Below are 26,755 nucleotides of genomic sequence, written 5' to 3'. Positions count from 1 at the left end.
TTTTATTTATATTGAAAATTTAACAAAAACACAATATTATTTACCCACTTAAAATCAAATTTTTTAAAAGGAGTTATAATTGTACGAAATCCCTAATTTAGTATATGCCGATAAAAACGGAAATATTTATGACCACCCTGAACTTAAAATGGTGGTTAGAAGTGAAAATTATAATTTTGTTCCATATGAGTTAGAGTTAATAGAGATCCCAGATTGTACGACCTTTTATTACTTACCTGGGACTCATCCAATAGCTTACAACCAAGAAAAAGCTTCTTTAGAAGAATTTACTAGAGGGTATGCATTATCAGTTTTTTTACCCCCTGGGTATTTAAGATTATTTTTGCCAGCTTATAAAAAATATACCGATCAGATATTTCCTTTATACGCATACACAGCAGTAGGCTGGCTAAACGGAAAATTTGTAGTCCCTGCAATTAAAGTGGACAAAGATAACAAATGGAATCCAAAACTTTTTGACTTTACAAATAGATTAAAATCTAAAGTAGACGCAGTAATACAAAAGTATCCCGACAATAGACTTTATAAACAGTTATCAAAATGTGCGTTAGAATATCATTGCACAGCTGCAAAAAATGTATTTTACGGGAGATGGGAATGCCCAATGCCTACTTCCCCTACCTGTAACAGTCGATGTGTAGGATGTATTTCACTTCAACCAGCCGAATGTTGCCCTTCACCTCAACAAAGGATTGATTTTATCCCTACAGTTGATGAAATTGTAGAAGTAGCTTTAAATCATTATGAAGTAGCTGAAGATCCAATCATCAGTTTTGGCCAGGGGTGTGAAGGAGATCCAATAATGGTTGCTGATATAATAGCTAAGGCAATATCTATTATCAAGAAAAAAGCACCCGATCTCACAATAAACTTTAACTCCAACTGCAGTAACCCTGAAAAAATGAAAATGATTTACGATGCTGGTGTTGATAGTATTAGAGTAAGTATAAACAGCTTTGTAGAAACCACCTATAATTCTTATTACAATCCTGTTGGTTATAAATTAGATGACGTTTTAAAAAGTATCGAACTTGCAAATAAATACAATGTCTATGTATCGCTAAATTACCTAATGATGCCTGGGATAAATGATAGAGAAAGTGAAATAAACGCATTGATAGACTTTTTATCAGCATACAAAGTAGAATTAATTCAGTTAAGAAATCTAAATATCGATCCGGATTATTTATTTTCCAAACTAAAATTTAAAACCGAAGAGATAATTGGGCTAAAAAATATGCTAAAATTAATTAAGAAGAAGTTTAAACATATAAAGTTTGGCTATTTTAATAGACCAAAAAAAGATTTTTATAAAGATTTTGGTCTGCCAAACTTAAAAACGAGGAGGAAAAAATGAAAAAGTTTTTTGTTTTTATGTTCTTAGCACTTTTTGTTATAAGCTCTTATGCTAAAGACCTCGAATTTACAATCCCAATCGACCAAGATGATTTTAAGGATCTCTCTAAAGAACTTGGTGTTGCTTTGCAATTTAACCCAATGTCACCTGCCGAACCATTAGGAATAACTGGGTTTGATGTGGCTGCAGAATTGGTATTAACTGATATTGATGATGGGAAAAAATATTGGAAAGCTATATTTTCTGATAAAGACCCTTACTCATACATCCCTGTACCTAGAATTCATGTCCAAAAAGGGTTACCATTCGGTATTGATGTTGGAGGTATGTACACTTACGTGCCAAATACAAATATAAGACTTTGGGGACTCGAACTTAAATATGCAATTTTAAAAGGTAATATGGCAATGCCTGCTATCGCAATAAGAGGCGCTTTTTCAAAGCTCGAAGGTGTTGACGAACTTGATGTAAATACACAATCTTTAGACCTGATGATTAGTAAAGGTTTTTTGATGCTTACACCGTATGCGGGGATAACTGCTTTAAGGGTAAATACAAAAGAGCATTCAGACCTCGTTGATCTTGATGATGAACACAACACAATATACAGAGGTTTTGTTGGTTTACAATTTTCACCATTTCCACTATTCGTTATAAATGCAGAAGCTAGTATGGGTACTGTTAATCAATACGGAATAAAAATAGGGTTGAGGTTTTAAATGATACAATACGATTTTTTAGTTATCGGTAGTGGAGCTGCAGGATTAAGAGCCGCTGTTGGTCTTGCCCAACACGGCTCAGTAGCTTTAATAACAAAATCAAGCGTAGGTGAAGGCAGTTCTGAACATGCGCAGGGCGGTGTAGCAGTAGTTTTATCAGATGAAGACGATATAGTATTACATTACGAAGATACTATAGTAGCAGGAGATGGACTCTGTGATAAAAATGCCGTAATGACTTTAGTGGATGAAGGACCTCACTATATCAAAGAGCTAATTGGCTGGGGAGCAAAATTTGATATGGTTGGCGATCATTTAGACTTTACAAGAGAAGCTGCTCACTCAGTAAACAGGATAATTCATGCTCATGGTGATGCAACAGGATTTGAAATAGTTAGAGCATTAAAAGAATATTCTACAAAGATAAAAAATATAACATTTATACCAGATACCTTTGTAATAGATTTAATTGTCAATAATAACGAGGTTTTTGGTGTAACTGTTATTGACGAAAACTCAAAAGAGATATACCCCATTTTCTCTAAAGGAGTTATTTTAGCAACCGGTGGTGCTGGTAGAATATTTAAAAGGACTACAAACCCAGAAGTTGCAACTGGTGATGGAATAGCCATAGCATTTAGAGCAAAGGCAACTGTTAAGGATTTAGAGTTTTATCAGTTTCATCCAACAGCTTTGCATCTAAAAGGTGCACCTGCTTTCTTATTAAGTGAATCAATGCGAGGCGAAGGTGGCATTTTAAGAAATATAAACAAAGAGAGATTTTGTTTTAACTACCACGAAAAAGGGGAATTAGCTCCTCGAGATGTAGTCAGTAGAGCAATATTTTTTGAAATGCAAAAAACGGATGCTGAGCATGTTTATCTTGATATGACTCATCTTGATTGCAATTTTGTGAAAAATCGTTTCCCAAAAATTTACAACACTTTGAAAAATTATGGAATTGATATAACTAAAGATTTAATCCCGGTTAGCCCAGCTGCCCACTATTATATGGGTGGAATTGAAACCGATATATGGGGTAGAACTAATATCACAGGATTATATGCATGTGGAGAATGTGCTTGTACAGGTGTTCATGGAGCAAATAGGCTTGCAAGCAATTCTCTATTAGAAAGCGTTGTCTTCGGTGCAAGGTCTGCAAAGGCTGCAGCCATTGATTTAAAAAACAAAAAGGTAACAAGCTTTGATATACCTATCAACAAGTATAGTGATTGTAATATAGATAAAGATAAATCAGAATTACAAGAAGTAATGTGGAAAAATGCAAGTATTGTAAGAGATGAAAACTCACTAAATGAAGCACTAAACTTTATTGATTTAAAATTAAAAAATACCGGCAAAAATGCTGTGTGTAGAAACTGTCTCGAATATTTTAATATGCTACAGGTAGCAAAGTTAATGGTAATTGCAGCAAAAAATAGAAAAGGTAGTAGAGGTGCACATTTTAGAAAAGACTACCCAGAAAAAATCAAAGAAAACTGGCATATAGTTTTTGAAAATGGCGAATTTAATCCCATTATCAGATAATAAAAAACCTTTTGCAACAGCTGATGGTTCAATAAGTTTTTACAATATCGATTACAAAGAAGGCTACCATGCAAAGTCTATCGGTGCATACACGGAAAGTTTGCATAAATTTGTAATTCCTTCTGAAATCGGGAAAAAATGCAATGAAAAACATTCAATATGGTTGTTAGATATTTTTTTTGGATTAGGTTACAATATTGCTACTACCATAGAATTCCTTGAGAGAAAAAATATAGAATCTAAAATAAATATTGTATCCATTGAAAAGGATGAATCTTTAATAAAATTAGTAAAAACCTACAATATCCTATGGCCTAAGAAAGGGTACTCAATACTAAAAAAACTCATCGATAATAAATCTTACAAAAACTACAATCTATTTTTAATTATTGACGATTTTTATAGAACCACAAAATACATAAACTGTAAGTTTGATATAATATATTTTGACCCATTTAGTATTTCTAAAAATCCAGAGATGTGGCAAATCCCTGTATATAAAAAACTATACGAAATATTGGATGAAGATGGTTGTATCGTAACATATTCTTGCAGAGATAAAATAAGAAAAGATTTTTATAAAGTTGGATTAATCCCATACGAAACAAAAAAGTTACCAGACGCTTTTCAACCTGGGACCGTATTTTACAAAAGGTTGAGGCTCTAAAATGACTCAAGAAGAAAAAGCAAAAATTTTAGCCAAAAAATATAAATACAAAGAGCTAATATTAAAGAAAAAGATTAAGATAAAATCGCTGGATACTGCTAAAAAAATAGTAGGAGTCGATACAGCTTATCACTTATACCAACAAATTGAATCTGATAAAAATAGCAAATCATAAAAAAAGCCCCATAAAAGGGGCTTTTTTTAATAATACTTATATTTTTCTTTTAGCTTTCTAACAAGCTTCTGCTGCTTCCTTCTTGCTTTTAGAAGCTTCTTTCTTCTAACCTCTGTAGGCTTTTCGTAATAAGTGTGCCTTTTAATTTCACGAATAAGCCCTTCTCTTTCCACCTTCTTCTTAAGAAGCTTCAAAGCATAGTCGATGTTATCACCATCGACCTTTACAATAGCGTTAACTGCCAAAGGAATCACCCCTTTTCTAATTTTTTTTAAATACTATTTCAAAAACTTCATCAATCGCTTTCACCAAGTGAAAACGGATGTCTCTTTTAACATCAGCTGGGATTTCTGTCAAGTCCTTATTATTCTCAGCTGGCAAAATAACATCTTTTAATTTTGCTCTATGAGCTGCCAACACTTTTTCCTTGATACCTCCAACAGGAAATACCTTACCACGCAAGGTAATCTCACCTGTCATCGCAACCCTACAATTTACAGGATTATCAGTAAGAGCAGACATAATAGCAGTCGCAATAGTAATACCTGCTGATGGTCCATCTTTTGGAACTGCACCTTCAGGGACATGAATATGCATATCAAACTCTTTAAACCTATAGTCAGGTATTTGATACTTACCGGCACGGCTTTTAACAACAGTCAATGCTGCTTGAGCTGATTCCTGCATCACCTCACCTATTTGCCCTGTAATTGCCATTTTTCCATTACCTTCGAAAATCGCTACTTCTGTTTGTAAAATTTCACCACCATAAGGGGTCCATGCAAGCCCAGTTGCTACTCCAACCTCATAATCTTCTTCAACCTCTTCAATCCTGTATTTCCTAATACCTAAATATTTCTCTATATTTTTACTACTTATTACAACTCTTTTAATATTTTCTTCACTAACTAACCTTTTCACCCCTTTTCTTACCAGAGCTGCAATTTCTCTTTCTAAATTCCTTACACCTGCTTCACGGGTATAATACCAAATCAATTCATTAATCGCCGAATCAGTAATCTTTACTTTTTCCGCATCAATTTTATGTTCATTTAACTGTTTTGGAATTAAAAATTTCTTAGCTATATTAAACTTCTCTTTTTCAGTATATCCAGATATATAAATCACTTCCATTCTATCAAGCAAAGCCGAGGGAATCGTTTCTGTTGTATTTGCCGTTGTTATAAAAAATACCTTTGACAGATCAAACTCAACTTCTAAATAGTGATCCATGAAAGAGCTATTTTGCTCTGGATCTAACGCCTCTAATAATGCAGAAGATGGATCACCTCTAAAATCAGAACCCAATTTATCAATCTCATCTAGCAAAAATACAGGATTCATACTTTTTGCTTTTCTCATCGACTGAATTAATTTGCCAGGTAGCGCACCTATATATGTTCTTCTATGCCCTCTGATTTCCGCTTCGTCTCTAACACCCCCGAGACTAATCCTTACAAAATTTCGACCAAGGGCCTCAGCAATAGATTTTGCTAAAGATGTTTTACCAACTCCTGGCGGACCTACAAAACATATAATTGGGCCTTTTATATCAGGAGAAACTTTTCTAACAGCCAAAAACTCCAATATTCTCTCTTTAACCTTTTCCAACCCATAATGATCTCTATCAAGAATCTCCTCAGCCTTTTTTATATCTATCTTGTCCTCCGTATAAACACCCCAAGGAAGATTAACAAGCCAATCAAGATAATTTCTAACTACAGTAGTTTCAGCACTCATTGGAGGCATAATTTTCAATTTTCTCAACTCTCTTGCGGCTTTCTCTTTTACCTCTTCAGGCATCTCAAGCTCGTTAATTTTCGCTTCGATCTCTTCAATATCCGCTTTTAAATCATCCTCTCTACCAAGTTCTTTCTGAATTGCTTTAATTTGCTCATTTAGGTAGTATTCTCTTTGAGCTTTAGACATTTGAGCTTTGACTCTATGCTTTATTCTCTCATCGATTTTGGCAATTTCAATCTCTGTTTGCAAAAGTTCAATAAGTTTTTCAGCTCTTTCCACAACAGAATCAATCTCTAAAACAGTTTGGAGATCATTTAATCTTATTTGCAAATTAGATGCTATTAGATATGTTATTTTATTAAGGCTTGAAATATCTTTTAGCGTTTCATAAACTTCTGCAGGAACTTTTTTAGAAACCTTAATATACTCTTCAAAAGTTTTTAACAACGTTTCTTTTAATGGGTTATGTAAATGCTCATCAGTAGTAATAATATCTTCTAACTCTTCAATCTCAACAAAAACCGTTTCCTCATCATCGATAAAATTTATTACTTTCCCTCTTTTAACACCTTCAACAAGTATTTTAATTGTATTATCAGGAAGTTTTAAAACTTGAAGAATCTCAGCTACAACACCTACTTGATTGATATCTTCAAATTTAGGCTTATCAATTTTTGAATCTTTTTGTAAAGATAAAAATATTTTTCTATCTGTATCTTCTGCTACTTTAACAGCAGATATCGATTTTGGCCTTCCCACAAAAACAGGAACAATCATGTATGGAAAAACCACCAAATCTCTAAGTGGAATCATTGGATACTGTTCTATATTTACCATTTAAAACCCCAATCTTTTTATTTTAATGATTTTTTTAATTATAAGATTATTTAAACCTTGTATCTCAAACAACTAAATTTATTCACAAAATCCTTTTTGTATTATGAACATCAAAATGTTAAATATATGGAAAAGGGGTCAGCATAAATTATGCTGACTCCTTTTTATTTTCAAAAATTAATATCGGTTCAGCCTTCTTATTTATTACATCTTCATTTACAATACACTCTTTTAAACCATCCATTGATGGTATTTGATACATTAGATCAAGCATAGCTTCTTCTACAATTGATCTCAAACCTCTTGCACCAGTTTTCCTCGCAATAGCCTTTTTAGCAATAGCTCTTAAAGCACCTTGTGTAAACGTCAACTTCACATTATCAAGCTTAAATATTTCCTGAAATTGCTTAACAAGTGAGTTTTTAGGCTCTGTCAATATCTTTATAAGTGCCTCTTCATCTAAATCATGAAGCGTAGCAATAACAGGTAATCTTCCAACGAATTCAGGGATTAATCCATATTTTATCAAATCTTCAGGTTGAACTTGTCTTAAAATCTCATCTCTTGATAATTTATTTTGATTTTCTATTTCAGAGTTAAAACCTAACGATTTTTTACCAATCCTTCTTTTTATTACCTCTTCAAGGCCTGCAAAGGCTCCTCCACAAATAAACAAAATGTTTGTAGTATCAATCTGTAAGTACTCTTGATGAGGATGCTTTCTGCCACCTTGAGGAGGGATATTTGCTACAGTCCCTTCAATAATTTTCAAAAGTGCTTGCTGTACACCTTCTCCACTAACATCACGAGTAATAGAAGGGCTATCTGTTTTTCTAGAAATTTTATCGATTTCATCAATGAAAATTATACCTTTAGACGCTCTTTCTATATCATAATCTGCTGCCTGAATCAGTTTTAATACTACATTTTCAACATCCTCACCCACATAACCAGCTTCAGTCAAAGTGGTAGCATCAGCAATAGCAAACGGTACATTTAATATTTTAGCTAGAGTTCTCGCGAGCAAGGTTTTACCCGTCCCAGTTGGGCCTATCATTAAAATATTTGATTTCTCTATCTCAACATCAGTTTTCTTACCAAAAAGTATCCTTTTATAATGATTATAAACCGCAACACTCAAAACACGCTTTGCATCATCCTGCCCTATTACATATTCATCAAGCTTTGCCTTAATCTCTGCAGGCTTTATTAATTTAATCTCGGTATCTTCAGCATTTTCCTTCATATCTTCTTGTATGATTTCAGAGCATAGCTCTACGCACTCATCACAAATATAGACACTTGGTCCTGCTATCAACTTCTTAACTTCGTCCTGACTCTTTCCACAGAAAGAACAGAACAACGAATTCTTTTTACTCATAATATTAACACCTCTATAATTTTACTCCTACACCTAAACAAAAATAAACTCATCAACTATATTATCAACCTCTTTTTTCAATACAATCGTCAATCAAGCCATACTCTTTAGCTTCCATTGCACTCATAAAGAAATCTCTATCAGAATCCATTTCAATCTTTTCGATAGGTTGACCTGTATTTTTTGAAAGTATCTCATTCAACATCTTTTTCATTCTTAATATCTCATTTGCATGGATTTCAATATCTTTTGCCTGCCCTTGAAAGCCACCAAGAGGTTGATGAATCATAATCCTAGCATTTGGTAAAGCAAAACGTTTCCCTTTTGCCCCACTTGACAAAAGCACAGCCGCCATACTTGCAGCCTGACCTATACATATTGTAGATACATCTGGTTTAATATAGTTCATAGTATCATAAATTGCCAAACCACTTGTTATTACACCACCTGGACTGTTAATATAAAGATAAATATCTTTATCAGGGTCCTCAGCTTCTAAAAATAACATTTGAGCAATCACAACATTTGCAACATTATCATCTATAGCTGTACCTAAGAATATAATTCTATCTTTTAAAAGTCTTGAATAAATATCATAAACTCTTTCACCTCTACCAGTTTGCTCTACCACATAAGGCACATAAAAACTCATAATACTACTCTCCATCTTTCTCTTCTTTATCTTTCTCTTTATTTTCACTCTTCTTCATAGCTTCTTCCGCAGCTTTTTTAGCTTTTTCCTCTTCTTCTTTTTTCCTTCTAGCTCTCTCCTCTTTTGTAACAACTTTCTCTTCAACTTTATTCTTACTGATTATAAAATTGAATATTTTATCTGTTAGCAAATTATTTTTAATATTATTGATGCCGCCATAAGATTCTAATTCCTTTTTGTAATCATCAACATTCCTTTTCAACTTATTTGCAAGCTCTTCTATTTTCTTATCAATCTCTTCTTGAGTCACATCAATATTCTCTTTTTCAGCGATTTTATTTAAAATCAATCCACTTTTAACCTGTTTTTCGGCTAAATTCCAATAATGCTCAACAAGTTTCTCTTTATCAAATCCAAGTTGCTCTGCACTTACTCCATACATATACTGGTATTGCTGCATGGTTTGTGTAGCAAGTCTTTCCGCCTGCTCTCTTATTAAAGTATCTGGGATATCAAAAGAGTTAGCCTCTATAAGTTTTTCAATTATTTGCTCATACAGATTTTCTTTTGCAATCTGCTGAACCTCTTCTTCTAACTCTTTTCTGATTTTATTTTTGAGATCTTCTAATGTTTCACATTCTTCATCAACATCTTTGGCAAACTCATCATCTAATTTTGGCTCAACCCTTTTCTTAACCTCTTTTAAATTAATTTTAAAAGTAGCAGTTTTTCCAGCGAGATTTTTTTCATAATAGTCTTCTGGAAATTTAACCTCTATCTCAAACTCTTCACCACTTTTGTGTCCAATTAAACCATTCTCAAAATCTTTTAAAAGAGTATTTGAGCCCACAACAAAGGAATAATCCTTAGCACTGCCACCTTCAAAAGGTTCGCCATCAACATAACCTTCAAAATCAATCACAACCATGTCCCCATTTTCTACAGTTGCGTCCTCTTTAGGCTCATAAGAAATATTTTGAGTTTTTAATTTTTCCAAAACCTCGTTTACATCATCTTCAGTAACTTCATCTATCTCTTTTACAAACTCAAACCCATCAATCTTTTCAACATCATATTCAGGAAAAACATCCACATAAACTTTAAAAGTGATAGGCTCCCCCTCTTCAAAATTCACATCTTTAACATTAGGGGAACTCAGTGGATTTATCTTATGCTCTGTCAAAGCTTGAATTATTGAATCATTTATAACTTTTTCAAGTGCATTCACACTGATTCTATGCTTAAACTGCTTTAAAACTATACTCTTTGGAGCTTTCCCTTTTCTAAACCCTGGGATGTTTACTGTTGGAGCAATCTTTTTATATTCTGCCTCAAAAGCCTCGTTATACTTCTCCACAGGTATTTCAATAGATAACTCTTTTTGTGATTTCTCTGCATTTTTTACTTCTACTTTCATACTCTCCCCTTTTCTTTATAGGATTTTTTGGTACAGAAATTGTACCATTTTTTTACAGTAAACTGTATCTATAGTTTTAAAAAAAGTTAAAATCAAGTATTTTTTCAAGCCATGATCTCAACTATACAAAAAACAACTTCTATCTCTCTCGTTAAAACTTACAATATGATTAATTAAAGTAAATAGCCTGGATAGCACCACATTTTGGACAAATATCATAATACTCTAAATAAGTCTCTTCACATTTTTTACATATATACTTTCTGTCACTAACCACACTTTTTAAAACAGGTTCATTTATAAGCTCTAAATATTTTTCTAAAACAATATTGTACCTCTTACCATCTGAAATATAATCTGCAAGCAAACTTTTGGCCTTATCTAATTCACCTTTTTTACTAAAATAATTTGCTAAGAATAAATAATACAACGGATTTTCATTTTTTTGAGAAACTTTTTTAATACACTCTTTCACAAAAACATCTAGTTTTTCATCATCAAAATATATATTAGAAACTTTATTAAGGTCTTCCATAGAGTAAAATATGTCATAATTTATAATATTTTTTATTTGCTCATAAATTAGCTTTTTGTTTTTCAAAGTTGTATATTCTTCAAGTAATTTATAATTTGCCAATCTGAAAGCCGCAAAATAACCTAAACTCTTTTTTAATAATTTTATCCTTTTCTTAATGTCGCTCTGATTTTCTGATAGTTTATAATAACAGTTAGCAACCTCTTTTGACACATCTTTTTTAGATATTTTTGAATATTTTAAATAACTCTTTATAGCAGACTCATAATCACCTTTATCAAAATATAATGAAGCAAGAAGTTTGAACAATACAGGTGATTTATCCATTTTAAGGAGATTGTTTAGATTGAAAAGTGCCTTATCATACTGTCCAGAAAGTTTGTAATCTAGAACCAGCTCATGTAAAATTTGTTTTTTCAAATCATCTTTAATATTTTTTTCACCTACAGCACTTTCATGAATATGAATTGCTTTTAAATATTCCCCTTTATTTCTGTACAAAGTTCCCAAAGCTACATACATTTCTACCATGTGGGTATTTTGCATCACTACTTCTTTGAGATCTTCAAGAGCTTTGTCATAATCTTGATTAATTAAGTGGCCAAATCCTTTTAAAAAATATTTTTTACTTTTATCATCCACATTTGTCCTCAACTTTGAAAATATCTTACTTAGTATCTTCATTATTCTTTTTATCTAACTCCTTAGTTAAAGGTAAGTTTTTCAACCTCGCAATCTCGTTTTCTAACTCTTTTTTCTCTTTTTTTAGTCTATTAATTTCCCTGCCAGTTTTCATCTTTTCAACAAAAGCGATAAAAGCTGTAATCAAAATCCCTAAAATAAAAGATGCTAAGATAACAACGAAGAGGGGAACCTGTATAGGCGGCTGATTAAAGAAATATTTTATGTCCACAAGCTGCATATTAAAAGCTGCAAACAAAGCAATTACTGCTATAATTAATGTTTTAATGATTGTCCCAACAATTTTCATAAATCCTCCAAATGTAATTCTTTATATATTTTATCATAAGTTTTTAAAATATGCTCTGAAATAACCTTTGTGCCAGCCAATGTGGGCATAAAATTTGTATCCCCGACCCATCTTGGAACAACGTGAAAATGAACATGATCAGCAATACCAGCACCTGCAGCTCTACCAATATTAAATCCAGTGTTAAAACCATCTGGCCTCATACACCTTTTCATAGCCTTTATACTTTTTTGCACCAATTTCATCATTTCCAACAACTCATTATCATTTAAATCCTCTAAATTCCCTGTATGCTTGTATGGAGCAACCATAAGATGACCATTATTATAAGGGAACAGGTTCATCATTATAAAAGAGTATTCGCCTCTAAACAAAATAAGGTTCTCTTTATCTTTTGTTTCTTTTGGTTTGTTGCAAAAGATACACCCCTCATCAATATGATCACCTGAAATATAAGTCATCCTCCAAGGAGCCCATAATCTATCCATCTACCACCTCATTATGAATATTGTCAGCAAGCTTATTCTATTATTTGACACTTTAAACTTTAGCGAAACAATCTGAGCAAATCGCTCTTTCTTAATTGAGTTACAGCTGCTCATCTCTTATTTCATCCACTATCTTACTCAATTTATCATAAATAACTATATCTGCTAAAGAATCATATGGGGTTGGAGTTTTGTTCAATATTACAACTTTTGCTCCAGCCCCTTTAGCATACCCAGGGAGTAACGCTGCAGGCATTACTACAAGGGAAGAACCCATAACGATAAATAAATCACAATTTTTTGAATATTCTACAGATTTTTCCAAAGTATCTGCGGGTAAAGATTCCCCAAAAAATACAACATCCGGCTTAATTATTCCACCACATTGAGGACAACTTGGCGCTTTACCTGTATCCTTTGCAATTTTAAACATTCTTCTTGTCGAAAACTTTTCATTGCATTTTAAACATATAGAATGTGTCAAATCACCATGCAATTGTAACACATTCTGAGAGCCTGCTTTCTGATGTAAACCGTCAATATTTTGAGTAATAACTGCTGACACTTTCCCTTTTTTTTCAAGTTCTGCAATATAATAGTGAGCGATATTAGGCTCAGCCTTAAATATAATATCAAAGGTATTTATAGCAAAATTATAAAATTTATCAGGATTTCTCTTGAAACCATCAATCGAAATAAAATCCAAATCTGAATATTTATTCCATAACCCAGATTCTGGAGACCTAAAATCAGGGATACCGCTCTCAGTACTAATCCCAGCTCCAGTAAAAAACACTATTTTGTTAGATAAATTTATCAAATTTTTTAGTTCATTAATTTTATCAGTATTCATAACAGTTGTATAACAATAAATGATTTTTAAATCAACTTAAAGAATAAAATTTAATAATGAACTAATAACATCACAAAAATAACCCTTGCAAGACATGCAATCGATGAAATAATCTAATATAAAGCTAGGGTGTTGCACTGCAATAAATGCTCAAGTTCACTGAGATTGAGTCGCTGACGCTCGCAATGAAAGCATTTTGGGGTCAAGTCGCCAAAGTAATCTAATGATTTGATTTTTATCAACATATTAGTTTCCTATGCAACAGCTTTTATTTTATTTATTGCAAATTTTGTAGTGTTAATATAAAAAACATTATGCAATTTATAAAAATGATAATTATTCTTTTTATAGTATGCTCATCAACATTAGCCAAAGAAAACAATACCCGTATAGGTGTCATACTTTTTTCAAAACAGTTTGAAACTGCTTATTTAGGATTAAAAGATGGATTGACTGAATTGGGTTACAATCCAAAATTTTTCATCGAAAATATAAACGGTAACTTGTCATTAATAAAAGGTATATTAGAATCATTCAAAAAAAATAATGTTGATATTGTTTTTACAACAACTACACCTGTTCTTAAAGAAGTAAAAAAATATAATAACAATTACAATTTCAAAATAGTTTTCAATGAAGTAGCAGACCCTAAAGAATTAGGTGTTTTAGGAAGAAACATCACAGGTGTTTCCCACGAAGCGTTCGAGTTGACTCCAAAAAGGGTTGAAATGGCTTTATACTGCTTTCCAAAAATCAAACATACCTATTACATAACTTACGATAACCCCATTTTTAAATCACATATTAAATATTTCAATAAAGTGAATTACTTAGATATAAAAACTCCCTCAACTATTCTAGGTTATAATGAGTTATTGGAAAAAAATGATTTTAGAAATAACTCATTGATAATTTTAGCACCTATACCTGAATTAGCTAAGAATTTTAAAAATATCTTGGCCGTTGCAGATAAGCATAACATACCTGTTATCCCAATGGACAATTCTTTTGTATACAAAGGTGCCACACTTAGCTATTCACCTGATTTTTACAACATAGGTGAACAAACTGCATTAATTGTATGTGCAATATTAAATGGTGTAGATATAAATCTTATCCCCTATCAACAACCCCAAAAAATATCACTTTACATAAACAACTACAGAATAAAAAAATATAACTTAACGATAAATCCACTTTGTAATTTACTATCGGAAAAGGTTGTAAATGAAAAAAAGTGAGCACTTTTCAACATTTCTTTTTAAAAGATTTTCACTAATTGCTTTAATCTTTATAATATTTTTTATAGCTTATATACTTTTTATCCTAAAAAGTGACTACAATAAGTTCATCAAAGATTATTTCGCAGACAGTATTAGTAAAATAGAAACAATAACAAAAACAAAATTTGTAAGTGAGCATAAAAATTTAGAAAATATCGCAGAAATTTACCTAAAAGAACCAAACAGTTTAGATATAAATCTTTTTAAATATCAACTTTATAAACTAAAGAAACTCAGACATTTCTTTATAATAAAAAAAGACGAGGTAATTTTTAATTTTAGCAAAGTAAGGATACTAAGCCCAGAAGAAATTTTAAAATTTAACAAAAATGAAATCTCATTGGAGAAAGGTATTCTTTCCTATATTCTTGTGACAAAATTGGATGATTCAAAGATCATTTCAATATTCAACATCAATCAACTATTATTTGATTTGGAAAAGGAGATAGAGTCAGATATTTATCTGTATTCCAAAAACAATATACTTTTAACATTTTATACTCCAGAAATTATCCCATTTAATAAATCTAATGTTGATAAAATAGTTTCACATAAAAATTTCTATTTTTATACACAATACTTACCTGATTTTAACGTATTCATAGTTTTAAAGAAAAATAAATCTTATTTTACACCCTATATTTACAACAACTTAAAATTTGCTATTGCTATAATCTTAGCCTTGATTGTTATAATTATTCTTATCTCTAACACACTAAAAAAATATTTATTAGCTCCGCTAAATAAGTTTTCAAACTCAATAAAAGATATTGAAGAAGGTAAAAGTATAAAAGAGATAACATATACAAAAATTATAGAATTTAATGATTTTTTGAAAAAATATTACGCGAAATTAGCATCTTTAAAGGAATCAGAACAAAACCTACTAAAGATTTTAAACACACTGGAGATGGGTATTTATATTGTTGATAAAGATTATAACTTAAAATTTATAAACGAAGCTGAAAAACATTTTATCAATGCCGATAATGAAGTAATTGATAAAAAATGTTATCAAATCTTTGCAAACAGAAATACCCCGTGTGAAGGGTGTAACTATATTAGCAAAATAGAAGCTACTTCAAATGATTTTATCAATATAGCAAAACTAAGAAACAATAATGACCTAAGAAAATATGCAGTCATAAAAAGTTATAAAATTTCCGATAATTTCTTAATAGCAATACACGACTATACAGTAACTATGCAATTAAATAAAAAAATTCAATATGAAAAAGAAAAATTGGAAACTGTCATCAACAATGTAAAAGAAGGGATTGCATTAATAAACTTTGATGGTTCAATAGATTTAGCTAATCAAGCATTTTATAATATCACATGCTTTGACAACAATACAAACGTAATCAATGAATTAATTCTGGAATCAAACGGTGAAAAATATAATCTATTAAATTTGCAAGATTTATCAAATAGGTACTATTTTACCAACAATAAAAATCAAACTTATATTTTAAATATTTTCAAAGCTCCCCTCTTTTTTAATACTAAAGGGGAAGGTTTTTTAATTGTTCTTTACAACATAACTGATGAAGTTCATCGAGAAATGGAAGAATTAAGAAAAAACAAATTAGAATCAATTGGCTTGTTAGCTGGAGGGATTGCCCACGACTTTAACAATATACTAGCATCAATAAAAAATTATATATCTTTGGTAAAACTATCTGGTGCTGATAGTATCGATGTAATATATAAAATTGACGAAATTGTAGATCAGGGGAAAAATATTTCAAACAAACTTTTTACTTTATCATCTGGCGACATAATCAAAAATGATATAATAAATTTAAAAGACGTAATTAATACTGCAAAAGAACTTTCACTTGCAGGAAGCAATATCACTTTAGATATAAACTCTAAGATAAATGATGTTTATATCAAGGGGGATGAAACACAAATTTTTCAGGTATTTCAAAACCTTTTCATAAATGCTAAAGAAGCGATGAAAAATAAAGGTAAAATCACATTATCTATTGAAACTAAATACATAAGTAAAAACTTAATGGGATTAACAAAAGGGGACTATGCACTTATAAGAGTAAAAGATAACGGCCCAGGAATTGAAGAAGGTATTATAGATAAAATCTTCGACCCATATTTTTCAACAAAAGAAAGAGGAAGTGGTTTAGGACTTTTTATAACATACAACATCATTAAAAACCATAATGGCCATATAAGTATTAAATCAATAAAAGGTGAAGGAACAGAATTTATTATTTATCTCCCATTGGCAAGAAAGCAAGATGAAAAAGCGCAAAATGAAAATATAATGCATTTAGGACGGATAAGAAAGCGTATTTTAGTAGTTGATGACGATTTTTATATAAGAGATTCTATGAACCTTCTAATGAAATCAATAGGGTGTAGTGTAAAATCGGTTGCAACAGGTGAAGAAGCAATCGAAATGTTAAAAACAGAAAAATTTGATATAATATTTGCTGACGTTACAATTAAAGGTGGTATGGGTGCAAGAGATTTAATAAAATATCTCATCAAAAATAAGATAGATGTCAAAACTGTTGTTATGAGTGGTTATTCTGAGGATGATTTACTCTCAAATTATCAAATTTACGGTTTTGCAGCAGCTCTCAAAAAACCTATAAATATAGATGATATTTATGCAATTTTAGAAAAATTATCTGATGAGGAAAAAAATGAGTTATAAACATTTCAGTAATAAATCTTGTGAATTTTATCCCTGTCATAAATTGGAAAATCAAAATTGTTTATTTTGTTTTTGTCCATTATATTTTATCTCTGACTGTGGCGGAAACTATAAATTTACAAACGGTTATAAGGACTGCTCAGATTGTACAAAAAATCACGACGAAAATAGCTATGAATTTATCATGAATAAACTAAAAGAAATTTTTGGTAACCCTGATAAGATAAAATTTATAACCATAAGTAAAAAATAACAGTGTTTGTTTTCTCTTTTAGTTAACTTTTTTATAAATAACATATGCTCTCAAACAAACTTAAGCCTTTATTAATAAAAATATTTAAAGAATTCTTATTTAAGAACAGATATTTATTAATTCCTACTAATTTAATAGTTCTTGCTTTTATTTAAAAAAAAATTAATATGTATCATGGATGTATCATACATCCACACTTTGATTGGAGGTGACCTATGAAACAGAAACTTGAGGGGATTATATCAAAAGCCGCTGGTATGATCTTTCTTTTATTGTTAGTAGCAATTGGTTTAAAACTTATTATTTTCTGATTTACATTTCGATTGGGCTCATAATGAGCCCCCTTTTCATTAACTAATCAAAAGTTTAATTGCAAAAATTATAATACAAACAATTACAACTTTTTGTATAAAATTATGCCCTTTTTCCACAGTAACTTTTGTCCCAAGAAGAGCACCAATAATATTGCCTACACCAAGAATAAACCCCAATATAAAATCCACTTTCCCGTTTGCAATAAAAATAACAAGTGCAAATATTGTAAAAACCATAATTACAAAAGTTTTTATGGCATTCCCTTCAACAAGATTAAAGCCAGTCAAAGTTATACCTGCAAGTATTAAAAATCCAACTCCAGCCTGAACAAAACCTCCATAAATACCTATAAAAAAGAATACAATAAATAAAGCCACTTTTCTTTTAAATGAATAAGTAATCTCTTTAGATTGCACATTTTTTACTGGGTTTAATATCGATATAAAAGTTATTACTATCATAATAATTGCCAGATACTTTTTAAAAGCAGCATCACTTATAATTGTCGCTAGATATGCCCCAAAAATTGCCCCAATTGTAGCTGGTATGGACACAAAAATAGCAAATTTTGGATTAAACACTTTGTATTGATTAAACTTTCTAACAGCAAAAAGTGACTGCAAAAAAACACCTAATCTGTTAGTCCCATTTGCAACTGTTGGAGGTAAACCCATAAAAATCAAAAGAGGGATCGTCAAAAAAGAGCCTCCACCAGCCATTACATTTATAAAACCTGATACTACCCCAACTATAAAAAGAAGTATTTCTAACATCTACTCCCCCAAAAAAGTTTAAAAAACTATAAACATTTACTTCTAAATTAAATTGCTTTATTGCTATTACTTATTTAAAGCAGCCACTTAATACAGTTATAACAAGCAATAGTAAAGCAATCTGGAATACTTAAAACTGTTATTTTCAATAACATTTAGCTGCATAAAGCAAACTCGTCAAAATAAATTATCAAAATTTTATTCATATTGCAAATAATAAGACATTGTGCTATCAAAATAGCATGCATGAAGCAAGTATTGCACAAAATATTTTAGATATAGCAATAGATACCGCAACACAAAACAATGCCCGAGTAATCAAAAAGATTTTCGTAAAAATTGGCAAATTAGCAGCTGTTGATATAGAATCTTTATTATTTGCCTATGATGCATTAAAAGAAGGGACTATTGCAGAAAACAGTACCCTTGTTGTTGATGAAGTGAGCATACAGGGAGAATGTCTAGATTGTGGGCATATCAGTACTTACGATGATTACTTTTTTAGTTGCAAAAACTGCAACTCTTTAAACGTAAAAATTATTAGCGGTGAAGAGCTCAATATTACGGAAATAGAGGTGGAATAGTGAAAAACATAAAAGTTGAAACTAAGATTTTAACAAAAAACGAGCAAAAAGCAAAATATCTACGTATGCTGTTTAGAGAAAATAATGTATTAGTGTTAAACTTTCTATCTTCACCTGGTAGCGGAAAAACTTCACTACTAGAAAATATACTCCCCATTTTAAAAGAAAAATACAATGTTGGGGTAATAGAAGGGGATCTTGCTACAGAACACGACGCTGAAAGAATAAGACAAGTCGGAGTAACATGTTATCAGATAAACACCCATGGCGCATGTCATCTAGAATCAAACGGTATCGAAAAAGCTTTATCCGCCTTTTCATTGGATGAGCTTGATATATTGATAATTGAAAATGTGGGGAATTTAGTTTGTCCAGCTTCCTTTGATTTGGGAGAAGATTATAAAATAGTACTCATTAGCACCACAGAAGGGGAAGACAAGCCGATAAAATATCCAACTGTAATCAGAGCAAGTAGTGCAATGATTATAAATAAAACCGATCTTTTACAAGTGTTAGATTTTGATGTTGAAAAATGCAAAGACTATGCTAAAGGGATAAACCCAGATATAGAAATCTTTGAAACCTCATGCAAAACTAAAGCAGGTATAAATGATGTAGTTAACTGGATAGAAGAAAAGTATCATGCAAAAACAGGTCTATGTAGGTCTTGATGAAGTAGGTAGGGGGTGTTTCGCTGGCCCCCTTGTTGTTTCAGCTGTCATTTTACCACCTGATTTTAAAGATGAAAGAATAATAGATTCTAAAAAAATATCAGAGAAACAAAGGGAAAAACTTGCACAATATATAAAAGATATTGCTTTAGATTATAGTGTAGCAGTTGTTTGCAATAAAGTAATTGATAAAATAAATATTTTGCAAGCTACAAAACAGGCAATGCACATAGCCATCAGTAGATTAAATAATCAATACAGTTTTATAGCAATTGATGCAGTAAAGTTAAAAAACTTTTACGGATGCAAAATAAACCCTGTTAATAAAGGGGAATCAAAATTTCAAAATATTGCAGCCGCATCAATAATTGCAAAAGTCTATAGAGATAATCTTATGAAAAAACTTCATCTAAAATACCCTGAATATAATTGGTATAAAAACAAAGGTTACGGTACAAAGGAACATATAGAAGCAATCAAAAAATATGGTATTTGTGAACTACATCGAAAAACTTTTTTAAAAAACTATGTTTAATCTAGGTAAAATTGGAGAAAACAAAGCGTCAAAGTTTCTGCAACAAAAAGGTTATCAAATTATAGAAAAAAATTTCAAATCCAAGTTTGGAGAAATTGATATAATTGCCAAAAAAGATAATTTGATAGTCTTTGTTGAAGTAAAAACAAGGAGCAGTAAAAACTTTGGAAGCGGTTTTGAATCTGTAGACAGCAGAAAAATAGAAAAAATCATAAAAACCGCCAATTATTTTATTTCAGTAAAAAACCTACATGACAATTTATTACGCTTTGACGTAATCTCAATCGATCAAGGTAAAATCACTCACATAGAAAACGCCTTCACTTTATAATTAAAAAAAGAGTACTTAGTCTCTATCACTTTCCGTAATAACAATCTTAGTCATTGCTAACGAAGTGAAGCAATCTCAGATTTTTGTCACTGCGAGGAACGTTAGTGACGAAGCAGTCTATATGTCGTGAGTTGAAAATAGTGAAATATGATAGAGAATAAGAAAAGAGATTGCTTCGTCGTTTCACTCCTCGCAATGACCACTTTTTGTCATTACACACTAATTAAGGTAAACACTCAAACAATCTCAGTGAAAATAGATCAATTTTTAAAAAAGCTATCAATTTTTATTGCATATTCAAATAAATATTCATATACTTGAATATACATATTTTATTATAGGGGGAATTTATGGACAAGCAATGGTTAGAAACTTATGCAGATAAATTTAAAGCACTTGGACATCCAATAAGATTGCAGATTGTGATAGGGCTTTTAAACAATGAATGTAACGTAACAAAAATCTGCGATGGATTAAAAATACCTCAAGCAACAACAAGTCAACATTTAATTGCTTTAAAAAATAAAGGGATTTTAGAATCCAAAAGAGAAGGCAACTCCGTCTGTTATTATGTGGTTGATGATACAATAAAAGAAATTATTAATAAATTGATTGAAATAACTGGTGTAGATCCAACTTGCGAATAAGTATAAAATTTTATTGACAACCTTTTTCTGTTTTGCTATTGATACATTTCCGTAGTGGTTGCGCCCATAGCTCAACAGGATAGAGCAACGGACTTCTAATCCGTAGGTTGGAGGTTCGAGTCCTCCTGGGCGCGTTTTTTCAATTTATAGTGGTGGGCGTAGCTCAGTTGGTAGAGCCCTGGGTTGTGGCCCCAGTGGTCGCGGGTTCAAGTCCCGTCGCTCACCCTTATAAATTTTTTGCGAGTGTGGCGGAACTGGTAGACGCGCTAGACTTAGGATCTAGTGCCCTAAGGCGTGGGGGTTCGAGTCCCTCCACTCGCATAAATGCGGGTGTAGCTCAGCTGGTAGAGCGTGACCTTGCCAAGGTTGAGGTCGCGGGTTCGAGTCCCGTCACCCGCTTTAATTGATTAATCTTTTTTGCTATTTCACGCATTACACAACTACATATGTCGTTAGATAAATTTTCTCATAAAAATTTTTAGATTTATTTGAGGTCTTTTCGGCAGCTTTTGTTGCCTCACAATGACCACTTTTAGTCTTTGCGAGCGCCAACGAAGCAATCTGAGATGTTTAAGTAATTATTATTGTTCAACACGCTCTATCAAATTCTTAGTAAAGTAATCTGGACAACTAAATAATTGTTTCGTCAATTGCCTTTATTACTTTATTTCATTTTCTAAAGAATCTATTTTAAGTGTTAATTCTTTTATTTTCGAGCTCAACTTAAACAAATACCCAGTAATCAATATCCATATAACCATATAAGCTGAAAAAAGATACCATAAATTTTTCATCGCTCCTCCTTTTATTACTCAAAAATCTTACTTATTTAATTTTAGATTGTAAATATAACACTCTATCTGCTAAGAGCCCTAACTTTACCCTCTTTATCATCAGTGCTAAATATAAAAATGTAAAAGCAATAACAGACACAATAAGAGCTATCAGCATATCAGGATGTAATCCACCACCACCTTTTTGTAATACATTGGGATGTATAGTCCTCCACCATCTAATTGACATAAATACTATAGGAACATCGATAAAACCTACAACACCAACTACAGCAGAAAACTTAGCTTTTTTATCATCCTCGTCAACAAACTTCCTCAACATTAAATATCCAACATAAATAAACCATAATACAAGCGTAGTTGTTAACCTTGGATCCCAAGTCCACCATACCCCCCAAACTGGTCTCGCCCAAATAGGACCTGTTATTAACACAATTGTGCAAAAAACAATGCCAATTTCAGCTGAAGATGCAGCTATTTCGTCAAAAATCTTTTTTTCATTTATCAGGACTAAAATTGAAAAAAGAAACGTAATAAAAAAAGCAAAAAAAGCTATCCAAGCACTAGCAACATGGAAATAAAATATTTTCTGAATGATCCCCATAACCTTTTCTACTGGTGCATAAATAAAAGCAAAATAAAGAGCCACTGAAATAAGGATAAAAGTCAATATAGATATTAACTTATCAAACTTATCTAAAACATTCATTTACTCCTCCACAACGTAGTCAAATATCACATAAATTACACATGTAAAAATAATATCAAAAGCAAAAATAAGCTTTAGCCATTTGGAAGCATCAGCATATCCACCATCAAAATAAAAAATATTTAAAGACTGTATTGAAGCTAAAATAACGGGTACTAAAAGAGGTAATAAAAGTAAAGGAAGCATCAGTTCTCTTGTTTTTGATTTGACTGAAATTAAAGAAAACAATGTCCCTAACACAGAAAAACCATAACTACCAGAAAGAAAAACTAAGAGCGTACCAACTACATTTTTCTCAAACAAATTAATATTGTAAAATATCATAAAAATAGGTATGGTCATTAACTCCATTAACAACAAAAACAGATAATTTGACAAAACCTTACCAAAAAATACAGCACTTCTATCTACAGGAGCAAGTAATAGAGCATTTAAATTACCGCCATTAATTTCATTTATTATAGATTTGTTTAATCCTAAAATACCAGAAAATGTTATAGCCATCCATAAAATACCAGCAGCTATTTCATTTTTATATTCTGCTCCAGGTTCAAAGATAAAACTAAAAATAACAACTACCAATAAAGAAAAAACCAGCATAGAGTTTATTACTTCCTTCGATTTTAACTCCAAAATTAAATCTTTTTCCACAATTTTGGAAATAACTTGAAAATACCTTTTCATCTTACCCCTGCTGATACACTGGATAAATATATATCTTCAAACTCCGAAGGTGGTAAAAGTTCTTTTTCTTCAAGCAAAACAATATCCCCTTTATTCAAAACCATAATCTTTGTTGCAAGCTCATACCCTTTTTGAAGGTTGTGTGTTATCATTAATATAGTTTTATTGTTGTCAAATTGATTTTTTAAAATATTTGTTAAAATATTTGAGGCATGTTGATCAAGCCCTGTGTATGGTTCATCAAGAAAAATAATTTCTGGGTCATGAATCAAGGCTCTTGCAATAGATAGCCTTTGCAACATCCCTCTTGAATAATTTCTAACGAGATCATGTTTTCTGCCAGTAAGCTCTACATTTTTCAAAAGAGTATTTATACGGTCTTCTAAATTTTCAACTCCATATAAGCTACCATAAAACTTTAAATTTTCATAAGCACTCAAATTCTCATACAAAAATGGCTGATGCGAAATTACGCCAAAATACCTCCTAAAATCACTGGATAAATCACTCAGTTTAATACCATTAAAAAAAATATCCCCATTTGTAGGCCTAATCTGTGTAGATAAAAGCTTCAGTAATGTACTTTTACCAGCTCCATTTGGACCAAAAATAGAAATGAAATCACCTTGATTAACAGTAAAGTTTACACTGTTTAAAGCAACATTTTTCCCAAACTTTTTAGTTAAATTTTTTACTTTAATAATCTCACTCATATTTATACATTAAGCCTCTACACCTCTTCTATTACTCAAAGAATAAATTCCACCTATAACCATAACAAAACACCCTATCCAAATCCAAACAACTAAAGGATGATAAAGAGCCTGTATCCCCACGATACCCTGATTTTTATCATAACTTGCAAGTATTAAATATAAATCACCTAAAAAAGTAGTATAAATAGCAACTTCAGCATTAGCATGCTCTTCGTTTTTATAAAATCTTCTTTCAGGCTTCATAGTTATTATGTACCTACCATTTTTATAAACACTAACAGGAACAAATGCAGAAACATAGTTAACCTTTTGCTCAAACCTTAAATCTTTTACCATTAGTTTATACTCATCAAAAATTATACTAGAATTCTCTTTAACCACTTCATCTGTAGAACTTTTATAAAAAGCAGATCCAATAACACCAAAAGCTATCATACATAAACCCAGGTGAATAATCATTGCACCATAAAATCTTCTGTTTTTAAATAAAGCACTAACACCTGCATTTTTCAAATTATTAACTATTTGAATAATTATAGCGAAAAACGCAAAAAAAGTAACCATAAATAGAACTAGAGGGATTATTTTGGTGTAACCATTAAAATAAATAATCACTCCAGCTACTAAAGTTAGCACTATGGAAAGCCACAATTTTTTAAATATTTCACTTAAACTAGCTTTTTTATAAGGTAATAATGGGCAAACACCAGCAAGAAACAACAAAGCTATAAAAAACGGTATTGAAACTTTATTATAGTAAGAAATACTTACACTACTTTTATTATTAGAAAATATTTCAGAAAAAATGGGTAAAGTTGTACCAAATAAAACCACTAACATCAAACCAACAAACACCCAGTTTGTTATAAAAAACATCCCTTCTTTCGATAGTAGATAAAAATCCCCTTTCTCTTTTAATTCGTTTATCCCCTTTAACAACAAAATTACAAACCCCACAGCAACCAAAATCATAAACCAAAGGAAAAATCCACCAAGTGCTGATTTTCCAAAGCTATGAACTGAATCAATCACTCCACTTCTGGTTAAAAACGTGCTAAAAATACAAAGTTCAAATGTAATAAAGGCAAGTGAATAAGTCCAAATCTTTAGTCTTCTAATTCTCTCATACATTATTGCACTATGCAACATCGCTGTTCCAGTAAGCCATGGTAATAAAGATGCATTTTCCACTGGATCCCAAGCCCAGTATCCACCCCAACCAAGCTCTACATACGCCCATTGGGCTCCCAACACAATACCAATTGTTAAAAATATCCATGCTAATAAATTCCAGCTTCTTGACAATTTTAACCATTTCGCACTGTAATCTTTAGTAATCAAAGATGCAATAGCATAAGCAAAAGGTAAAGTGTATAATACATAACCTATATATAATGTGGGTGGGTGATAAAGCATCCCTGGATTTTGTAATAATGGGTTCATCCCCAGACCATCAGCTGGGAAGAAGTCAAGTTCTTTAAAAGGGTTGGATACTGTCGAAGTGATTAAAAGGAAAAAAGTTGAAGTAATTGCAACTATAAGCATTATTGAACTTCTATATTTATTATCCAATTTCCGATGTCTCATTATTTCTATTATTCCTGCTAATGTGATTAGCCAGCCCCAAAAAAGGAGTGAACCTGCTTGACCCGCCCAAAAGGCACTAATCTTATAAATAAATGGCAAAGCTCTATCCGTGTATTGAGCAACATACTCCATCTTAAAATAGCTTGTAGCTAGTGCATAAACCAAAACAAAGGATGCAACTGTAGCTAAAACTGTTTGAATAATAAAAAGAATATTCCCTATTTTATTATTTTGTTCATCATCCTTATATATTGCTAAAAAATAAAATAAAATTGCTATAAATCCTGCAAATAAACCTGCTATTTGAAAAAAATACCCAATATTTCCCATAATTCCTCCTCAACAAGTCAACTTTATAAAAGGATAGTATAATTTAAAATTAGTTCAATAAAATTTTAGCTATTCTCTTTTACTTCTGCTTCATATTTAGAAGGGCATTTTGCCAACAATGTAGTTGCTCTAAAAATATTGTTATTATCCACTTTCCCTTCTACAATTACCCCTACATCTTCTTTAAATGCATCAGGAATAATCCCTTTATAAACAACTTTTATTTTTGCACCAGTAGAATCAACAAGATTAAACTCCAAATATTTTTCAATAGGTTTCTTAATTACAGAGCCTGTTTCAACCAAACCACTAACCCTCAAAGATTTCCCGTAATATTTAGGAAGGTCATTCATCAATTCACTTACCTCTAGATAATATACACCTGTACTTTTAAAACTTGTCATAATCAAATAAACAATAACCCCAGCAACAATAATACTTGGAATTATTATTTTTAACGCTTTCTTCATATAAAA

The 26,755-nt window shown here is 31.3% G+C and carries 29 protein-coding genes and 4 tRNA genes; 17 read left to right on the top strand and 16 right to left on the bottom strand.

Annotated elements, in window-relative coordinates:
* Nucleotides 1–79 precede the first annotated feature (79 nt).
* Genes DEFDS_RS01025 through DEFDS_RS12935 form a run of 5 tightly spaced genes read left to right on the top strand, consistent with a single transcriptional unit; the run spans nt 80 to nt 4,487 of the window.
* On the top strand, nt 80–1,378 hold the full coding sequence (locus DEFDS_RS01025; protein ID WP_013006959.1) for a radical SAM protein: 1,299 nt from the start codon (nt 80–82) through the stop codon (nt 1,376–1,378).
* A complete protein-coding gene (locus DEFDS_RS01020) occupies nt 1,375–2,097 on the top strand; it encodes a DUF6588 family protein (RefSeq protein WP_013006958.1) in 723 nt (240 codons plus the stop codon). Before DEFDS_RS01025 ends, DEFDS_RS01020 begins: the two co-directional genes overlap by 4 nt.
* Nucleotides 2,098–3,645, top strand: coding sequence for an L-aspartate oxidase (gene nadB / locus DEFDS_RS01015; RefSeq protein WP_013006957.1), 1,548 nt, complete (start codon nt 2,098–2,100; stop codon nt 3,643–3,645).
* Entirely contained in the window at nt 3,617–4,312 is a 696-nt protein-coding gene (locus DEFDS_RS01010; RefSeq protein WP_041223532.1) for a tRNA (5-methylaminomethyl-2-thiouridine)(34)-methyltransferase MnmD, read from the top strand. The genes nadB and DEFDS_RS01010 overlap by 29 nt, the downstream gene beginning before the upstream one ends.
* Nucleotide 4,313: 1 nt before the next feature.
* Complete coding sequence (locus DEFDS_RS12935; protein WP_153801449.1) at nt 4,314–4,487, top strand: hypothetical protein; 174 nt, start codon at nt 4,314–4,316, stop codon at nt 4,485–4,487.
* 26 nt (nt 4,488–4,513) lie between these two features.
* Here DEFDS_RS12935 and rpsU read toward each other — a convergent pair whose 3' ends face one another.
* The 9 genes from rpsU to DEFDS_RS00965 form a co-directional block, all read right to left on the bottom strand.
* Nucleotides 4,514–4,741 (bottom strand): 30S ribosomal protein S21, encoded by a 228-nt coding sequence (gene rpsU / locus DEFDS_RS01005; RefSeq protein WP_013006955.1) that lies wholly within the window; start codon nt 4,739–4,741, stop codon nt 4,514–4,516.
* Between the two features lie 7 nt (nt 4,742–4,748).
* Nucleotides 4,749–7,067, bottom strand: coding sequence for an endopeptidase La (lon, locus tag DEFDS_RS01000; protein ID WP_013006954.1), 2,319 nt, complete (start codon nt 7,065–7,067; stop codon nt 4,749–4,751).
* A 148-nt stretch (nt 7,068–7,215) separates the two neighbouring features.
* Nucleotides 7,216–8,448: an ATP-dependent Clp protease ATP-binding subunit ClpX gene (gene clpX / locus DEFDS_RS00995; RefSeq protein ID WP_013006953.1), complete on the bottom strand. Its 1,233-nt coding sequence runs from the start codon at nt 8,446–8,448 to the stop codon at nt 7,216–7,218.
* Between the two features lie 64 nt (nt 8,449–8,512).
* The gene (clpP, locus tag DEFDS_RS00990; protein WP_013006952.1) at nt 8,513–9,100 is read right to left on the bottom strand and encodes an ATP-dependent Clp endopeptidase proteolytic subunit ClpP; all 588 of its coding nucleotides are present in this window, start codon (nt 9,098–9,100) and stop codon (nt 8,513–8,515) included.
* A gap of 4 nt (nt 9,101–9,104) precedes the next feature.
* On the bottom strand, nt 9,105–10,517 hold the full coding sequence (tig, locus tag DEFDS_RS00985; RefSeq protein WP_013006951.1) for a trigger factor: 1,413 nt from the start codon (nt 10,515–10,517) through the stop codon (nt 9,105–9,107).
* Nucleotides 10,518–10,686: 169 nt separating this feature from the next.
* Entirely contained in the window at nt 10,687–11,736 is a 1,050-nt protein-coding gene (locus tag DEFDS_RS00980) for a tetratricopeptide repeat protein (RefSeq protein ID WP_013006950.1), read from the bottom strand.
* On the bottom strand, nt 11,720–12,043 hold the full coding sequence (locus DEFDS_RS00975) for a LapA family protein (RefSeq protein ID WP_013006949.1): 324 nt from the start codon (nt 12,041–12,043) through the stop codon (nt 11,720–11,722). The genes DEFDS_RS00980 and DEFDS_RS00975 overlap by 17 nt, the downstream gene beginning before the upstream one ends.
* Complete coding sequence (locus DEFDS_RS00970) at nt 12,040–12,531, bottom strand: HIT family protein (protein ID WP_013006948.1); 492 nt, start codon at nt 12,529–12,531, stop codon at nt 12,040–12,042. Before DEFDS_RS00970 ends, DEFDS_RS00975 begins: the two co-directional genes overlap by 4 nt.
* 100 nt (nt 12,532–12,631) lie before the next feature.
* Entirely contained in the window at nt 12,632–13,384 is a 753-nt protein-coding gene (locus DEFDS_RS00965) for an NAD-dependent protein deacylase (RefSeq protein ID WP_013006947.1), read from the bottom strand.
* Nucleotides 13,385–13,698: 314 nt separating this feature from the next.
* On the opposite strand from DEFDS_RS00965, the gene DEFDS_RS00960 reads away from it, so the two are divergent.
* From DEFDS_RS00960 to DEFDS_RS00950, 3 genes are read left to right on the top strand one after another with little or no spacing between them, the layout of a single operon-like run.
* Entirely contained in the window at nt 13,699–14,625 is a 927-nt protein-coding gene (locus tag DEFDS_RS00960; RefSeq protein ID WP_013006946.1) for an ABC transporter substrate binding protein, read from the top strand.
* A complete protein-coding gene (locus DEFDS_RS00955; protein ID WP_013006945.1) occupies nt 14,612–17,350 on the top strand; it encodes a hybrid sensor histidine kinase/response regulator in 2,739 nt (912 codons plus the stop codon). Before DEFDS_RS00960 ends, DEFDS_RS00955 begins: the two co-directional genes overlap by 14 nt.
* Nucleotides 17,340–17,603 carry a cysteine-rich small domain-containing protein gene (locus tag DEFDS_RS00950; protein ID WP_013006944.1) on the top strand — a complete coding sequence of 88 codons (264 nt, stop codon included), beginning with the start codon at nt 17,340–17,342 and terminating at the stop codon, nt 17,601–17,603. The genes DEFDS_RS00955 and DEFDS_RS00950 overlap by 11 nt, the downstream gene beginning before the upstream one ends.
* Nucleotides 17,604–17,953: 350 nt before the next feature.
* Here the strand turns inward: DEFDS_RS00950 and DEFDS_RS00945 are convergent, their stop codons facing one another.
* Nucleotides 17,954–18,691 (bottom strand): sulfite exporter TauE/SafE family protein, encoded by a 738-nt coding sequence (locus DEFDS_RS00945; protein ID WP_013006943.1) that lies wholly within the window; start codon nt 18,689–18,691, stop codon nt 17,954–17,956.
* Between the two features lie 242 nt (nt 18,692–18,933).
* On the opposite strand from DEFDS_RS00945, the gene hypA reads away from it, so the two are divergent.
* The 9 genes from hypA to DEFDS_RS00900 all read left to right on the top strand — a co-directional run bounded on the left by hypA (nt 18,934) and on the right by DEFDS_RS00900 (nt 21,858).
* A complete protein-coding gene (gene hypA / locus DEFDS_RS00940) occupies nt 18,934–19,275 on the top strand; it encodes a hydrogenase maturation nickel metallochaperone HypA (RefSeq protein ID WP_013006942.1) in 342 nt (113 codons plus the stop codon).
* Nucleotides 19,275–19,946, top strand: coding sequence for a hydrogenase nickel incorporation protein HypB (gene hypB, locus DEFDS_RS00935; protein WP_013006941.1), 672 nt, complete (start codon nt 19,275–19,277; stop codon nt 19,944–19,946). The genes hypA and hypB overlap by 1 nt, the downstream gene beginning before the upstream one ends.
* On the top strand, nt 19,918–20,481 hold the full coding sequence (locus DEFDS_RS00930) for a ribonuclease HII (RefSeq protein WP_013006940.1): 564 nt from the start codon (nt 19,918–19,920) through the stop codon (nt 20,479–20,481). Before hypB ends, DEFDS_RS00930 begins: the two co-directional genes overlap by 29 nt.
* Nucleotides 20,474–20,812 (top strand): YraN family protein, encoded by a 339-nt coding sequence (locus DEFDS_RS00925; protein WP_013006939.1) that lies wholly within the window; start codon nt 20,474–20,476, stop codon nt 20,810–20,812. Before DEFDS_RS00930 ends, DEFDS_RS00925 begins: the two co-directional genes overlap by 8 nt.
* 350 nt (nt 20,813–21,162) lie before the next feature.
* A complete protein-coding gene (locus DEFDS_RS00920; RefSeq protein ID WP_013006938.1) occupies nt 21,163–21,459 on the top strand; it encodes an ArsR/SmtB family transcription factor in 297 nt (98 codons plus the stop codon).
* A gap of 60 nt (nt 21,460–21,519) precedes the next feature.
* Nucleotides 21,520–21,593, top strand: a tRNA-Arg gene (locus tag DEFDS_RS00915).
* An 18-nt stretch (nt 21,594–21,611) separates the two neighbouring features.
* Nucleotides 21,612–21,684 (top strand) — tRNA-His (locus DEFDS_RS00910).
* Nucleotides 21,685–21,698: 14 nt separating this feature from the next.
* Nucleotides 21,699–21,780, top strand: a tRNA-Leu gene (locus tag DEFDS_RS00905).
* A gap of 5 nt (nt 21,781–21,785) precedes the next feature.
* Nucleotides 21,786–21,858 (top strand) — tRNA-Gly (locus DEFDS_RS00900).
* Between the two features lie 260 nt (nt 21,859–22,118).
* Here DEFDS_RS00900 and DEFDS_RS12865 read toward each other — a convergent pair.
* The 6 genes from DEFDS_RS12865 to DEFDS_RS00875 form a co-directional block, all read right to left on the bottom strand.
* On the bottom strand, nt 22,119–22,253 hold the full coding sequence (locus DEFDS_RS12865) for a CcmD family protein (RefSeq protein WP_084742486.1): 135 nt from the start codon (nt 22,251–22,253) through the stop codon (nt 22,119–22,121).
* A 31-nt stretch (nt 22,254–22,284) separates the two neighbouring features.
* On the bottom strand, nt 22,285–22,962 hold the full coding sequence (ccsA, locus tag DEFDS_RS00895; protein ID WP_013006937.1) for a cytochrome c biogenesis protein CcsA: 678 nt from the start codon (nt 22,960–22,962) through the stop codon (nt 22,285–22,287).
* On the bottom strand, nt 22,963–23,646 hold the full coding sequence (locus DEFDS_RS00890) for a heme exporter protein CcmB (protein ID WP_013006936.1): 684 nt from the start codon (nt 23,644–23,646) through the stop codon (nt 22,963–22,965).
* Nucleotides 23,643–24,359, bottom strand: a complete 717-nt coding sequence (locus tag DEFDS_RS00885; protein WP_013006935.1) for an ABC transporter ATP-binding protein — start codon at nt 24,357–24,359, stop codon at nt 23,643–23,645. Before DEFDS_RS00885 ends, DEFDS_RS00890 begins: the two co-directional genes overlap by 4 nt.
* 9 nt (nt 24,360–24,368) lie before the next feature.
* Nucleotides 24,369–26,279, bottom strand: coding sequence for a heme lyase CcmF/NrfE family subunit (locus tag DEFDS_RS00880; protein ID WP_013006934.1), 1,911 nt, complete (start codon nt 26,277–26,279; stop codon nt 24,369–24,371).
* A gap of 65 nt (nt 26,280–26,344) precedes the next feature.
* Complete coding sequence (locus tag DEFDS_RS00875; protein ID WP_013006933.1) at nt 26,345–26,749, bottom strand: cytochrome c maturation protein CcmE; 405 nt, start codon at nt 26,747–26,749, stop codon at nt 26,345–26,347.
* Between the last annotated feature and the right edge of the window lie 6 nt (nt 26,750–26,755).

The organism is Deferribacter desulfuricans SSM1, assembly GCF_000010985.1.
In the GTDB taxonomy this organism is placed as follows: Bacteria; Chrysiogenota; Deferribacteres; order Deferribacterales; family Deferribacteraceae; genus Deferribacter; species Deferribacter desulfuricans.
This window is presented reverse-complemented; position numbering and strand designations above follow the sequence as displayed.